This window comes from Algoriphagus aquaeductus, from assembly GCF_003253485.1.
Classification (GTDB): domain Bacteria; phylum Bacteroidota; class Bacteroidia; order Cytophagales; family Cyclobacteriaceae; genus Algoriphagus; species Algoriphagus aquaeductus.
The window spans coordinates 287,782-299,578 of the sequence record NZ_QKTX01000004.1 but is presented as its reverse complement, the minus strand read 5'-3'; the positions used below and the strand labels follow the sequence as shown (position 1 = coordinate 299,578).

Sequence of the window (11,797 nt, the reverse complement as noted above, 5' to 3'; positions counted from 1 at the left end):
ACTTATAAATCTGGTTAAATTTTTCTTCCTATACGAAATAAACGGAACTAGGGAGAAAAACACTCGAAATTCAAACAATAAAAATAAACAGACTGTTGGGATAGCGTTGAAAATTAAACTTTAAACAAACTAATTAATGCTATTTAGAACCTTTTAAAATAAGCCCGCTGAATTCGATTGCATTGGATACTAGTACTCCTGCATGTAAATTTGGCAGCATTATCAACAAAAGAATTTCGTTCTAAACTAATCGAAACATTCGTATGAGTTGGGTTACAAAAACCTTAAAAAGCACCCTCGGAAGAAAACTGATCATGGCATTGACCGGTCTTTTTCTCATCCTGTTTTTAACGGGACATGTGTCAGGAAATCTACTGTTATTCAAGGGAGATGGTGGAGAGGCATTTAACATCTATGCCAAGTTTATGACCACCAATCCGGCAGTAAAGATCCTTTCCTATTTGACCTATATCTCGGTGATCGGTCATATTATTTATTCCATTCTTTTGGCTCAGCATAATAGGGCTGCCCGTCCTGTAGGTTACGCCGAGTCCAAAGCATCAACCAACAGCACTTGGTCTTCCAGAAACATGGGGGTCTTAGGCACCATCATTTTGATTTTCTTGGTAGTACACCTTCAGGGTTTTTGGGCTAAGATGCATTGGGGGCAAATCCCGATGGTTTCTTACGATGGTGAGGAATACAAAAACTTGTTCTTGATTGTCAGCGAAGCATTCAAGCAAGAGTGGTTGGTGGCACTTTATGTCATTGCCATGGGATTCCTTGGATTTCATCTTTCCCATGGTTTCGCCTCAGCTTTCCAGACCTTGGGATTGAATCATAAAAAGTATTCCCCTGCCATCAAGGCCTTGGGTCAACTTTATTGCATTGTGGTTCCTGCGCTGTTTGCCTCGATGCCACTTTATATCTATTTCACAGCCAATTAATAGTCCCGTATGATACTAGATTCCAAAATACCTGCTGGTCCTTTGGCAGAAAAATGGACTAAGCACAAGTTTAACAGCAAGCTGGTCAATCCGGCAAACAAAAGAAAATACGATGTCATCGTAGTGGGTACAGGTTTGGCAGGTGCTTCTGCTGCAGCCTCTTTAGCGGAGTTGGGTTACAATGTCAAGGCCTTTTGTTTCCAGGACAGCCCCCGTAGAGCACACTCTATCGCGGCTCAGGGCGGGATCAATGCTGCCAAAAACTATCAGAACGACGGTGACTCCATCTTCAGACTTTTCTATGATACCATCAAGGGAGGTGACTACCGTGCCCGTGAGGCAAACGTGTACCGCCTAGCCGAGGTGTCTGTTAAAATCATTGACCAATGCGTGGCTCAGGGGGTTCCTTTTGCCCGTGAGTATGGAGGATTGTTGGCCAACCGTTCTTTCGGTGGTGCTCAGGTATCCCGAACCTTTTATGCCAGAGGTCAGACGGGACAGCAGTTGCTTTTGGGGGCATATTCCGCACTCAGTCGTCAGGTAGCCAACGGAAAAGTTAAGCTTTATCCACGTACCGAAATGATGGACGTGGTAGTGATCGATGGCCAAGCCAGAGGGATTGTTACCCGAAATTTGATCACCGGAGCAGTAGAAACGCATGCAGCCCATGCCGTGCTTCTCTGTACAGGTGGTTACGGTAATGTGTTTTTCCTTTCAACCAATGCAATGGGTTCCAATGTGACAGCGGCTTGGAGAGCTCACAAGCGCGGTGCTTACTTTGCGAACCCTTGCTTTACTCAAATCCACCCTACCTGTATCCCGGTGTCGGGTGATCATCAGTCTAAGCTGACCTTGATGTCCGAATCTCTGAGAAATGACGGTCGTGTTTGGGTTCCGGCAACTCAGGAAATCGCTGAGAAACTCAGAAAAGGCCAAATCAAGGCAAATGATATCAAAGAAGAAGACAGAGATTATTTCTTGGAACGAAAGTACCCTTCTTTTGGTAACCTGGTACCACGCGACGTGGCTTCCCGAAATGCGAAGTATGTATGCGATGAAGGCCGAGGTGTAAATGAAACCGGGGAGGCCGTGTTTTTGGATTTCCGCGATGCCATCAAACGGGATGGAAGAAACATCATTGAGCAGAAATACGGAAACCTCTTTGATATGTACAAGCAGATCACCGGAGAGGATCCTTACGAAGTGCCAATGATGATCTATCCAGCGGTTCACTACACCATGGGTGGTCTTTGGGTAGATTACAACCTCATGACGACTGTCCCTGGATTGTATGCCTTGGGTGAAGCTAACTTCTCCGATCATGGTGCAAACAGACTTGGTGCTTCTGCACTGATGCAAGGTTTGGCAGACGGATACTTTGTAATTCCTTATACTATTGGAGACTATTTGGCTCAGATTCCACCAAAGAAGGTGGACGAAAATCATCCTGAGTTTGCCAAAGCAAAAGAGGAGGTTCAAAACCGAATCCAAACCATCCTGTCGATCAATGGAACCAAAACGGTGGATTATTTCCACAAAAAATTGGGTAAGATCATGTGGGATAAGTGCGGGATGGCCAGAACTGAAGTTGGACTGAAAGAAGCGAAAGCTGAAATCAAAGCCTTGAAAAAGGAATTCTGGTCCAATGTAAAAGTATTGGGCACCAACGAAGAGTTGAACCAAACCCTGGAGAAAGCTCACCGAGTAGCTGACTTTTTGGAATTGGGTGAACTGATGGTGGACGATGCGCTTAATAGAAACGAATCTTGCGGAGGACACTTCCGTGAGGAGTATCAAACTCCGGATGGAGAAGCGCTTCGTGATGATGAGAATTTTGCTTACGTAGCTGCTTGGAAATATATGGGAGAAGGTCAAGAAGAAGAGCTCAACAAAGAGTCCTTGGTCTTCGAAAATGTGAAGTTGACCCAGCGTTCTTATAAATAATCTGTAGACAATAATTCATACTTATATATGAAATTGACTTTAAAAATCTGGAGACAAAAAAATGCATCCGATAAAGGCGGCTTTGCTACTTATCCGGTAGACCACGTCTCCAAAGACATGTCCTTTCTTGAGATGTTGGACGTGTTGAACGACCAATTGACTGAAAAGGGAGAAGACCCCGTTCACTTTGACCACGATTGCCGTGAGGGTATCTGCGGAATGTGCTCACTTTATATTAATGGCAAACCGCATGGACCGCTACAGACGACGACTTGTCAGCTGCACATGCGTTCGTTCAATGACGGGGAGACCATCACCATCGAACCTTGGAGAGCGAAGGCTTTCCCTGTGGTAAAAGACTTGGTGGTAAACCGTTCGGCTTTTGACCGAATCATCCAAGCAGGTGGCTATGTCTCTGTCAATACCGGGGGTGTGCCCGATGCCAACGAAATCCCGATTCCTAAGACGATCGCGGACTTAGCCATGGATGCTGCCCAGTGTATCGGCTGCGGTGCTTGTGTAGCGGCTTGTAAAAATGCCTCTGCCATGCTTTTTACCTCTGCCAAAATCTCGCAGCTTGCACTCCTTCCACAGGGTCAGGTAGAACGAAAAACCAGAGCGGAAAAGATGGTGGCACAAATGGATGCGGAAGGTTTCGGTGCTTGTACCAATACCGGTGCTTGCGAGGCGGAATGTCCAAAAGGAATCTCCATTACCAATATTGCCCGTATGAACAGAGAGTATTTCTCGGCGGTGGTAAGTAGCGAAAACGTATAATCCGGTTTGAATTACGATAAAGCCAGTCCAAAAAAGGGCTGGCTTTTTTATTTTCACTATTCTAAGTAAAAATTGAATTATTATATCATTTTTTCATTTTAAACCCAATAAAATTGGGTAAAAACCTCATTTTAAGTATATTTGAAAAATTATATTTCAAATTGAATTTGTATAAAATCCAAAAACATAATGCAGTTATTAGATCTGGGGATCTTTATTGCCTACATGCTGGCCATGCTCGGTGTGGGTTATTTTTACATGAAAAAGAATACCAGTCAGGAAGATTACTATGTGGGTGGACGTAAAATTGGAAGTCTGCACATAGGCCTCTCGGTAGTGGCCACCGACGTCGGTGGAGGCTTTTCGATTGGGTTGGGAGGCTTGGGATTTGCCATGGGACTTTCAGGGTCCTGGATGCTGTTTACCGGTTTGATCGGAGCCTGGATGGCAGCTGTAATTTTGATTCCAAGAGTAAAATCAGATCCTGCTTTCTCCAAATTTTTCACTTTCCCCCAGATTATCGGCTATCTTTTTGATTCCAAAGCAGCAAAGGTTGCAGCTGTCATTTGTTTTTTAGGGTATTTGGGGTTTACCTCGTCACAACTACTTGCAGGAGCCAAATTGGCGGCAGGAACTTTCCCGGAGTTGGAGATCAGTACGGCTTTACTCATCATGGGAGTGATAGCTGTAGTCTATACCGTAATGGGTGGGCTCAAGGCAGTGATCTATACCGATACTGTTCAGTGGATTATCCTGATGCTTGGGTTGATTGGGATAGGTTTGCCACTGGCCTATTCATTCGTCGGAGGATGGCAAGGAATCACGGAGACTCTACCTCCCGAATTTTTCTCCCTGACTCAGCTGTCGTGGCAGGATCTGGTCAACTGGGGAGTAACTATTATTCCCATTTGGTTTGTTGGCATGACCCTTTATCAACGGATTTTTGCGGCCCGTAATGTTCAGTCAGCGAAAAAGGCATGGTTTATTGCCGGACTTTTTGAATGGCCAATCATGGCATTTTTGGGAGTTTCACTTGGGTTGTTGTCCCGGGTGGCTGTAGAGCAGGGAGCCTTGGAGAATTTCACTGCCCAAATGGATCCGGAAATGGGACTTCCGGTATTGCTGAGTCAGATTTTGCCCGCGGGCCTGATGGGATTGATGATGTCCGCTTATTTTTCAGCAGTGCTTTCCACTGCAGATTCTTGTCTGATGGCTGCCTCGGGTAATCTTACCACTGATTTGATCGGTAAGTATTTTGGAAATCTTCCTCATTCCAAAGAAGTGAGATTAAGTCAATTGCTTACCCTGGTAATTGGCGTTTTGGCGGTACTTCTTGCCTGGCAGATGACCGAGGTACTCAGCTTGATGCTTTATTCTTATGCTTTTATGGTTTCAGGGTTGTTGGTGCCGGTGATTGCTGGTCTTTTTTTCAAGAAAAGAAATCCACGCGCTGCGGTAACTGCCATGATTTTGGGAGGAGGATTTACCGCCACTTTGACCTTCGCGGAGGTAGACCTGCCTTGGGGCCTTGATGCCAATCTATTTGGAATCTTACTTTCTGCTGCCGCCTTTTGGCTTGTTTCTTACAGTTCTCATAAACTCAACCATTCTACGATATGATCACACTTCATTCTCTTTCAGCTATTGACCAAGCCACCTTTCTTCAGAAAAATGAAATTGCAGATTTTCTTTTTGCTCATTTGGGAAAATACGGTGATCCTAAAGACGATATTCTCAAGTGTCTGGATTATGCCCTCGATCCGGGATTGCAAGCTGGTGGTTTCGTCATTTTGGCCCGGGAAAACGACCAGATCGTCGGTGCTTTGGTCATGAACAAAACCGGAATGTCAGGTTACATTCCTGAAAATATTTTAGTCTACATCGCTGTAGATGCCAATCAGCGGGGTAAAGGCATCGGTGGTAAAATCATGGAGATGGCCCTCAAAATGGCCAATGGTGCAATTGCGCTCCATGTGGAACCTGACAATCCTGCACGCAAGCTTTATGAGCGATTGGGTTTTACCAATAAATATTTGGAAATGAGATTAACACGTAACTAAGATGGCGGTACTTACACTCGATCGGGAAAAACTTCGTGTCAATTTTACGTTTCTCAAGGCACTTTTCGATCAACGGGCAATCAGTTGGGGAGTAGTTTCCAAGCTCCTTTGTGGCAATAAGCTTTTTCTACAGGAACTGTTAAGTCTGGGAATCATGGAAGTTCATGATAGCCGAATCTCCAATTTGGCGATGGTGAAGCGCTTGAAGAAGGACGTTCAAACCGTATATATCAAACCGGTGGCCAGCAAGAATATCGGGAAGATGGTAGAATTTGCAGACGTCAGTCTCAATAGCGAGTTGGAAACTATCCGGTTGATCAGCAAAGAAGCGGCTCTTCAAGGCAAAATGCATAAAATCATCATCATGGTCGAGACCGGAGATCTCCGTGAAGGGGTGATGGGTGATCACTTGGTGGACTTTTATGAGCAAGTCTTTGATCTCCCCCATATTGAGGTGATTGGTCTTGGGACTAATCTCAACTGTCTCAATGGAGTCATGCCCAGTACCGACAAGCTCATCCAACTTTCCCTCTACAAGCAGATCATCGAGTTGAAATTTGGAAAAAACATTCCCTGGGTATCAGCAGGTACGTCTGTGACTATTCCACTCATGATCCATCACCAGCTTCCTCAGGGGATCAACCATTTTCGGATTGGGGAGACGCTTTATTTTGGAGTGGATTTGTTTGATGAAAAAGTCATTGAGGGCATGCACGGGGATGTCTTCCAGCTTCAAGCGGAGATCATCGAATTGCAGGAGAAGCCTATGGTTCCTCATGGGATTTTGGCCAGTAATCCACAGGGTGAGGTCGCCGAAATTGATGAATCTCTCTACGGAAAGACCTCTTTTCGGGCAATTTTGGATGTGGGTCTCCTGGATATTGACCCCAAATACCTCATTCCCGATGATCCGGAAATCGTCATCCTTGGCGCGAGCTCGGATATGCTCATTGTCAACCTTGGGGTGAATGAAAAAGGCTATAAAGTAGGTGATTCCCTGAGTTTTAATCTGAAATACATGGGCGCATTATCGCTGCTCAATTCCAATTATATCGAAAAATCAGTAGTCTGACCGACTGAGGTTTCGGAGTTCTCTGGCATTGAATTGGGCATTTACCCATGAAATCAAATTCATAAAACCCATGAGAAAGATCCTTTTAATCGCAGCTCTTTTTGCAGCTAACGCTTTTGCAGTCGAGGCCCAATCTGGATTGGGTATCAGAGGAGGGGTAAACTTCTTCAATTTTGGAGGGAATGATGTATCCGAAAATAATTACACCAACCGAGCCGGTTTTCATGCCGGAGCTTATGCCAGTCTTGGTGGAGGCGCGATAGCGATCGAGCCGGGAATATTCTATTCGGTAAAAGGGACCCAAAATGAGGATGCGATCAACAGCAGAGCCATCTTGGATTATGTGGATGTGCCTGTTTTACTTCGATTGAGGGCAGGAGAGGGCTTCAATGTATTTGCCGGTCCACAAATTTCCTTTTTGACCCGATCCAAAATTGAAGGAGATTTTGGAGGATCCACCGTTTCCCTGGAAACCGGTAATATCCGGGAAACAGACACCGGACTTGTCTTTGGTGTGGGATACAATATGCCCAAGGGATTCAATATTCAAGGTTCCTATGACTATGGAATGACTCCTGTTTTCAAAGATTCCAATGCGGATGTATACAACAGGGGGTTTAAACTATCGTTTGGTTATACTTTTTAAAGAGTCCAAAACCCATGACTGCCAGAAGGAATTCTGGCAGTTTTTTTAGTTTAAAGAGGAGATCCACGCTTTGATTAATTCTATTCCTTCTTGATGGATGGTCGTGCGGCCAATCTCCGGCATGGCAATGCCTACCTCTGTCGAATTCATCCGGTAGACCAAAATGGATTGCTCTGGTTTACCCGGTAAAATGTCGAATTTGAAACTGCCTGCCCCTTTCCCTGCCGCTACGGGCGTTTTATTGAATCCCAGCTTCATGGGGTCTTTCTGATCAAAGGTGAGAAAGAGTCCTGAGGTACTTGCCGGACCTTCGGCGCGATGGCAATGGGCGCAGTTGATGTCCAGGTAAGCCATCGCCCGGTCGTTCAGGGCTTGTGATTGATCTTCATAGTCAATCACCTGTGGGTGGGAGTCTTGACCCCGAAAACCTTCTAATTTTCCCAAATCAGTCCAATGGGCCAGTTGATTATTGGTTCCTGATTCATAAGGAAGATCATTGTTCAAATGCTTGGGTTGAATGCCAATAGGTGAAAGTTCCTCATTTTTGTTATGACAGCTTTTGCATTGATTCTTATTGGGGACCAGGTAATTGATCACCTGATCTTTTCCGGTTTGGTCGACAAATCTTACTTCAGTCTCTGCCCCAACGATCTTCAAAATGGCGTCGGATTGCTCTTCATTCCAGAGATAGGGATAAGCTTGCCAACCTTTTTCCTCATGAATCATCAGGCGGGTTTCGATGATTCTGCGTTTGCCTTCAGGCTGTCTGAAGTCCTCCGGATAATAGAAGTTTTTTACCAAAATAGAACCGACAGGAAGGGAGATTTCCTCATCGATCAACTGGGCTTTTGAGCCGTCGGGAATCAGGACAAAGCGCGATTTCAAGGCGTAGTCCGTGAAAAGGGAAGAGGCTGGCCGATAGGGGATCAGCTTTTGTGAATGAGAAAGCGCCGCCATTTCTCCTTCAAAAAAGCCATAAGTGGATAGTCTTCGATAGGGAAACTGACCATTGGCTTCTTCGGGTGCTAAGGCACGCTGTCCTGTTTTCGCTTGGTCTGATTGGATTTCATTTTTTTCACCTTGACATGCACTTAATCCCAATAGGGTAAACATCAGGATAATTCTATAAATCAGGGCAGTGTATTTCATTTTTTGCTTGTAGGGTTGAGTAATGCGATCCCGGAAATATCGGTTTGTACCTTCACTTCACAGTTTTGGAATAGCTCGTGATCCTTGAAAGATTGGATGTTTTCTTCTCCCTCCATCAGGTAGAATCTTGTAAATCGGAGCTTTTCTATCTCGGGTTCATTGATACAAATTCTCATGGGATTGGTCTCGATACGGCTGTTGATAGCGGTGTCCCAGATACCGTCATAGATGATGTCTTGGGTTTTGCCTATGCCATGGGCATTGTGTACAGTGACCAATTGTCCCATCTCCCGAGTGACATCCGGAATGGAAAAGGATTCCCGCTGGTACTGATTGTGGTGAAGGTAAACATCAGCGGTGTATGGTGACCAGTTTGGCGCTTCGGCGGGGAATCCCGTCACCTGGTAGCTGGCGATGGCCACGCCGTAAGTTTTGTTTCTCAGGATTCGGTTATTGAAAATTTCAACTTCTTTGGCGGCTAGCAAGACAATACCTGAACCAGGAGGGATCATCGTGACTGTATTACCATTGGGCCCATCCCCTATGGGTGTAGCAAAATTCTCATGGTTGTTTTCGATGATATCGTTGTCATAGATTTTGGTACCTTTCCCATCAGCTTTTGGCAAGCCGGGAAGGTTGAATACCAAAATTCCACCCGCATTGTCTCGGGCCGTATTGCCAAATACCTCGGCATTGTCCGAGTTTTCGATCTCGATCCCTGCCACATTTCCAAAGGCAAGTGAGTTTTTGACCACAATGTTTTCAGATTGCCCCACATAGATTCCTGCATCTTTGGAGTGTGAGGCGATGCATTCATCAATCAGGACATTTTTGCATTGAACCGGATAAATAGCGTAGGTTCCGTTTTTGGATTTGTCTCCGTTGGTCCAGGTGACGTTGATCCGTCGAAAAGTAATCCCGTCGGTGTGCTGGGCTTTGATTCCGTCTCCCGGGGCATCTTCTATGCTTAGGTCCTCGATGATGATCTGGTTGCCCACGATCTTGACTCCTTCGCCACCTGATTTGAGGTTTTTGAATGAAAGCACGGTTTGATCCATTCCTGCACCTTTGATCCGGATGGAAGATTTATTGTCCAGAATAAGTTGGGTATTCAGGTCATAAAATCCCGGGGGAATTTGGATCGTGGTAGAATCTTCGGCCAAAATAAACGCTTCCACCAATTGCTCGATTTCTCCGGGACTGGCTTTTCGCAAAACAGAGCTGTCATAAGTCTGTTCCGAAGATTGGGTGCTGCAGGCTATTCCGACCCACAACAAGAACAGATAAATCAAGGATTTTTTCATGGAGTAGTGCTTTTGAGGGAATACTCCAAAAATATCCTTTGCCCGGCTGAATTCCTTTGAGAAAAGTCAAATAATCAGATTTTTGACCGGACTCGACTGAGGGTTTCGAGGCTCATTTCCAAAAAGGAAGCAATGTGCCCGACTGAGGCCTTTTGAATCACCTTGGGACGGGTATTCATCAGCTCGAGGTATCGCTCTTTGGCTGATTTGAATTTGGAAAAAATGAGCTGCTCCTCCAAGGTGATGTAATATTGCTCCAGAATCATCCGATATGCTCTTTCGATATTGGGATGGGTGTCAAAAAGTCCCCAAAGCGCCTCTTGGCTCATTTTTCCTACGGTTGTTTTTTCCATGGCCTCGATGTTTTCATAAGATGGCTTTTGGGTAATAAAGGAGTGCATCGAGGTGATAAATTCCCCATCCAGAGAAAAGGACACGGTGATTTCCCTGTTTTCCTTTAGGTAATAGCTTCGGACCGATCCCTCTGCCAAAAAATAAAGGTAATGACAGACCTTGCCGGCTTCTTCCAATAATTCCCCTTTTTCATAGGTATGAAATTGAATATTAGAAAGAAAGGCCTCTTTGGATGCCTGGTCCAGAAAGGGAAAGGTCCTGAAAGTCTCGTCAGGTGATTTCATTTTGGTTAGAAAAGTGTAAAAAGGGAGAAGAATTTTATAATTCTTGCGTTAGTTTAGGGAAATTAAAATTTAACGGTTTATGAGAAAAATTTTCCTTCTATTCTTTCTTTTCGCTTTTGCGGTGACAGCACAAGCACAGTTTGGAGTCCGGGCAGGCTACAGTTCCGCCAATTTCTCCAATTCGGATTTTTCTTCCATTGGAGCTTTTCATATTGGGGGATACTATTTGGTGAAAACCAGTGCTGACTTGGTATCCGTAGAGCCGGGAATTCAGTATTCCGGAAAAGGATACTCCACAGTCGCCCTGGATGGCGATGAGGTCACCGAAAAATTGGGCTATGTGGATATTCCGGTATTGATCCGATTGAATTTGATGCCCGCACTGAATGTTTTTGCAGGACCTCAAGCTTCCTTGCTGGTTTCTCGTAATTATACCAAGGGTAATATTTCCAATTCAAGCCTTGAACCAGTCGCTGGATATGAGCTCGGTGCCCTAGTCGGAGTGGGGGTAAAAGTGGCCGCAGGTCTCAACCTTCAGGCAAGCTACGATTTGGGACTCTCTTCCCTGAATTATTTCAATACAGACGTAAGCAATCGCGTTTTGAAACTTTCCATAGGCTATACCTTTGGAAATTGATCTGGAGTAAATCCCGGTTCTCGCCGGGATTTATTTTTTGATCCGATTGGGATTCTCTTCGATGAAGGACTTCCAGCCTTCATTTCTTCCTCTAGTCTGAACTCGTCCTTCGTGGAAATGATGACAAAGCGCCACGGCCAGTGCATCTGTGGCATCCAGTAGTTTGGGTAGCTCGGAGATTCCCAAAAGTGTCTGAAGCATCGCAGCCACTTGTTCTTTGGAGGCATTTCCATTTCCGGTGACAGATTGCTTCACTTTTTTGGGCGAATATTCTGTGATTGGAATTTCCCGGGAAAGCGCTGCAGCCATGGCCACTCCTTGTGCACGTCCAAGTTTGAGCATGGACTGCACATTTGCCCCGTAAAACGGGGCTTCCAAGGCCACCGAGTCCGGCGCAAACTCTTCAATAATCCCACTGATCCGCTCAAAAATCTTCTTTAGCTTGAGTTCGTGGGTTTCATATTTTTTCAGATGGATGACCCCGTATTGGAGGATTTTGTATTTTTTTCCTTCTGTCAAAATCAAGCCATATCCCATGACAGTCGTGCCGGGATCGATGCCTAAAATGATTTTTTCTTTTGGGTCTTTTTGTACTTCTTTACTCACGGCTACAAGTTAGGCGA

Annotated in this window: 12 protein-coding genes; 8 read left to right on the top strand and 4 right to left on the bottom strand. The window is 45.1% G+C overall.

The genetic code is table 11. The features are described from left to right. Positions 1–263 precede the first annotated feature (263 nt). The 7 genes from CLV31_RS07620 (at position 264) to CLV31_RS07590 (ending at position 7,446) form a co-directional block, all read left to right on the top strand. A complete protein-coding gene (locus CLV31_RS07620) occupies positions 264–947 on the top strand; it encodes a succinate dehydrogenase cytochrome b subunit (RefSeq protein ID WP_111392275.1) in 684 nt (227 codons plus the stop codon). A gap of 9 nt (positions 948–956) precedes the next feature. Then, entirely contained in the window at positions 957–2,891 is a 1,935-nt protein-coding gene (locus CLV31_RS07615; protein ID WP_111392274.1) for a fumarate reductase/succinate dehydrogenase flavoprotein subunit, read from the top strand. 27 nt (positions 2,892–2,918) lie between these two features. Next, positions 2,919–3,668: a succinate dehydrogenase/fumarate reductase iron-sulfur subunit gene (locus CLV31_RS07610; RefSeq protein ID WP_111392273.1), complete on the top strand. Its 750-nt coding sequence runs from the start codon at positions 2,919–2,921 to the stop codon at positions 3,666–3,668. A gap of 189 nt (positions 3,669–3,857) precedes the next feature. Next, on the top strand, positions 3,858–5,288 hold the full coding sequence (locus tag CLV31_RS07605) for a sodium:solute symporter family protein (protein ID WP_111392272.1): 1,431 nt from the start codon (positions 3,858–3,860) through the stop codon (positions 5,286–5,288). Then, positions 5,285–5,728: a GNAT family N-acetyltransferase gene (locus CLV31_RS07600; RefSeq protein WP_111392271.1), complete on the top strand. Its 444-nt coding sequence runs from the start codon at positions 5,285–5,287 to the stop codon at positions 5,726–5,728. Before CLV31_RS07605 ends, CLV31_RS07600 begins: the two co-directional genes overlap by 4 nt. A 1-nt stretch (position 5,729) precedes the next feature. Continuing rightward, on the top strand, positions 5,730–6,800 hold the full coding sequence (locus CLV31_RS07595) for an alanine racemase (RefSeq protein ID WP_111392270.1): 1,071 nt from the start codon (positions 5,730–5,732) through the stop codon (positions 6,798–6,800). Between the two features lie 70 nt (positions 6,801–6,870). Then, complete coding sequence (locus CLV31_RS07590; protein WP_111392269.1) at positions 6,871–7,446, top strand: porin family protein; 576 nt, start codon at positions 6,871–6,873, stop codon at positions 7,444–7,446. 45 nt (positions 7,447–7,491) lie between these two features. On the opposite strand, the gene CLV31_RS07585 is transcribed toward CLV31_RS07590, so the two are convergent. The 3 genes from CLV31_RS07585 to CLV31_RS07575 all read right to left on the bottom strand — a co-directional run bounded on the left by CLV31_RS07585 (position 7,492) and on the right by CLV31_RS07575 (position 10,537). Further along, positions 7,492–8,595 carry an SO2930 family diheme c-type cytochrome gene (locus tag CLV31_RS07585; protein WP_245943353.1) on the bottom strand — a complete coding sequence of 368 codons (1,104 nt, stop codon included), beginning with the start codon at positions 8,593–8,595 and terminating at the stop codon, positions 7,492–7,494. After that, the gene (locus tag CLV31_RS07580) at positions 8,592–9,899 is read right to left on the bottom strand and encodes a parallel beta-helix domain-containing protein (RefSeq protein ID WP_111392268.1); all 1,308 of its coding nucleotides are present in this window, start codon (positions 9,897–9,899) and stop codon (positions 8,592–8,594) included. The genes CLV31_RS07585 and CLV31_RS07580 overlap by 4 nt, the downstream gene beginning before the upstream one ends. Before the next feature lie 74 nt (positions 9,900–9,973). Continuing rightward, positions 9,974–10,537 (bottom strand): Crp/Fnr family transcriptional regulator, encoded by a 564-nt coding sequence (locus CLV31_RS07575; RefSeq protein WP_111392267.1) that lies wholly within the window; start codon positions 10,535–10,537, stop codon positions 9,974–9,976. Positions 10,538–10,616: 79 nt separating this feature from the next. Here CLV31_RS07575 and CLV31_RS07570 point away from each other — a divergent pair, with 79 nt between their 5' ends. After that, complete coding sequence (locus tag CLV31_RS07570) at positions 10,617–11,174, top strand: porin family protein (RefSeq protein ID WP_111392266.1); 558 nt, start codon at positions 10,617–10,619, stop codon at positions 11,172–11,174. 30 nt (positions 11,175–11,204) lie between these two features. On the opposite strand, the gene ruvC is transcribed toward CLV31_RS07570, so the two are convergent. Next, positions 11,205–11,780 (bottom strand): crossover junction endodeoxyribonuclease RuvC, encoded by a 576-nt coding sequence (gene ruvC / locus CLV31_RS07565; RefSeq protein ID WP_111392265.1) that lies wholly within the window; start codon positions 11,778–11,780, stop codon positions 11,205–11,207. Between the last annotated feature and the right edge of the window lie 17 nt (positions 11,781–11,797).

Excerpts from the sequence above, each read along its gene's own strand:
- CLV31_RS07580 (WP_111392268.1), bottom strand. The coding sequence starts at position 9,899 with ATGAAAAAATCCTTGATTTATCTGTTCTTGTTGTGGGTCGGAATAGCC.
- CLV31_RS07610 (WP_111392273.1), top strand. The coding sequence starts at position 2,919 with ATGAAATTGACTTTAAAAATCTGGAGACAAAAAAATGCATCCGATAAA.
- CLV31_RS07575 (WP_111392267.1), bottom strand. The coding sequence starts at position 10,537 with ATGAAATCACCTGACGAGACTTTCAGGACCTTTCCCTTTCTGGACCAG.
- CLV31_RS07570 (WP_111392266.1), top strand. The coding sequence starts at position 10,617 with ATGAGAAAAATTTTCCTTCTATTCTTTCTTTTCGCTTTTGCGGTGACA.
- CLV31_RS07585 (WP_245943353.1), bottom strand. The coding sequence starts at position 8,595 with ATGAAATACACTGCCCTGATTTATAGAATTATCCTGATGTTTACCCTA.
- CLV31_RS07600 (WP_111392271.1), top strand. The coding sequence starts at position 5,285 with ATGATCACACTTCATTCTCTTTCAGCTATTGACCAAGCCACCTTTCTT.
- CLV31_RS07605 (WP_111392272.1), top strand. The coding sequence starts at position 3,858 with ATGCAGTTATTAGATCTGGGGATCTTTATTGCCTACATGCTGGCCATG.
- CLV31_RS07595 (WP_111392270.1), top strand. The coding sequence starts at position 5,730 with ATGGCGGTACTTACACTCGATCGGGAAAAACTTCGTGTCAATTTTACG.
- CLV31_RS07620 (WP_111392275.1), top strand. The coding sequence starts at position 264 with ATGAGTTGGGTTACAAAAACCTTAAAAAGCACCCTCGGAAGAAAACTG.
- CLV31_RS07590 (WP_111392269.1), top strand. The coding sequence starts at position 6,871 with ATGAGAAAGATCCTTTTAATCGCAGCTCTTTTTGCAGCTAACGCTTTT.
- CLV31_RS07615 (WP_111392274.1), top strand. The coding sequence starts at position 957 with ATGATACTAGATTCCAAAATACCTGCTGGTCCTTTGGCAGAAAAATGG.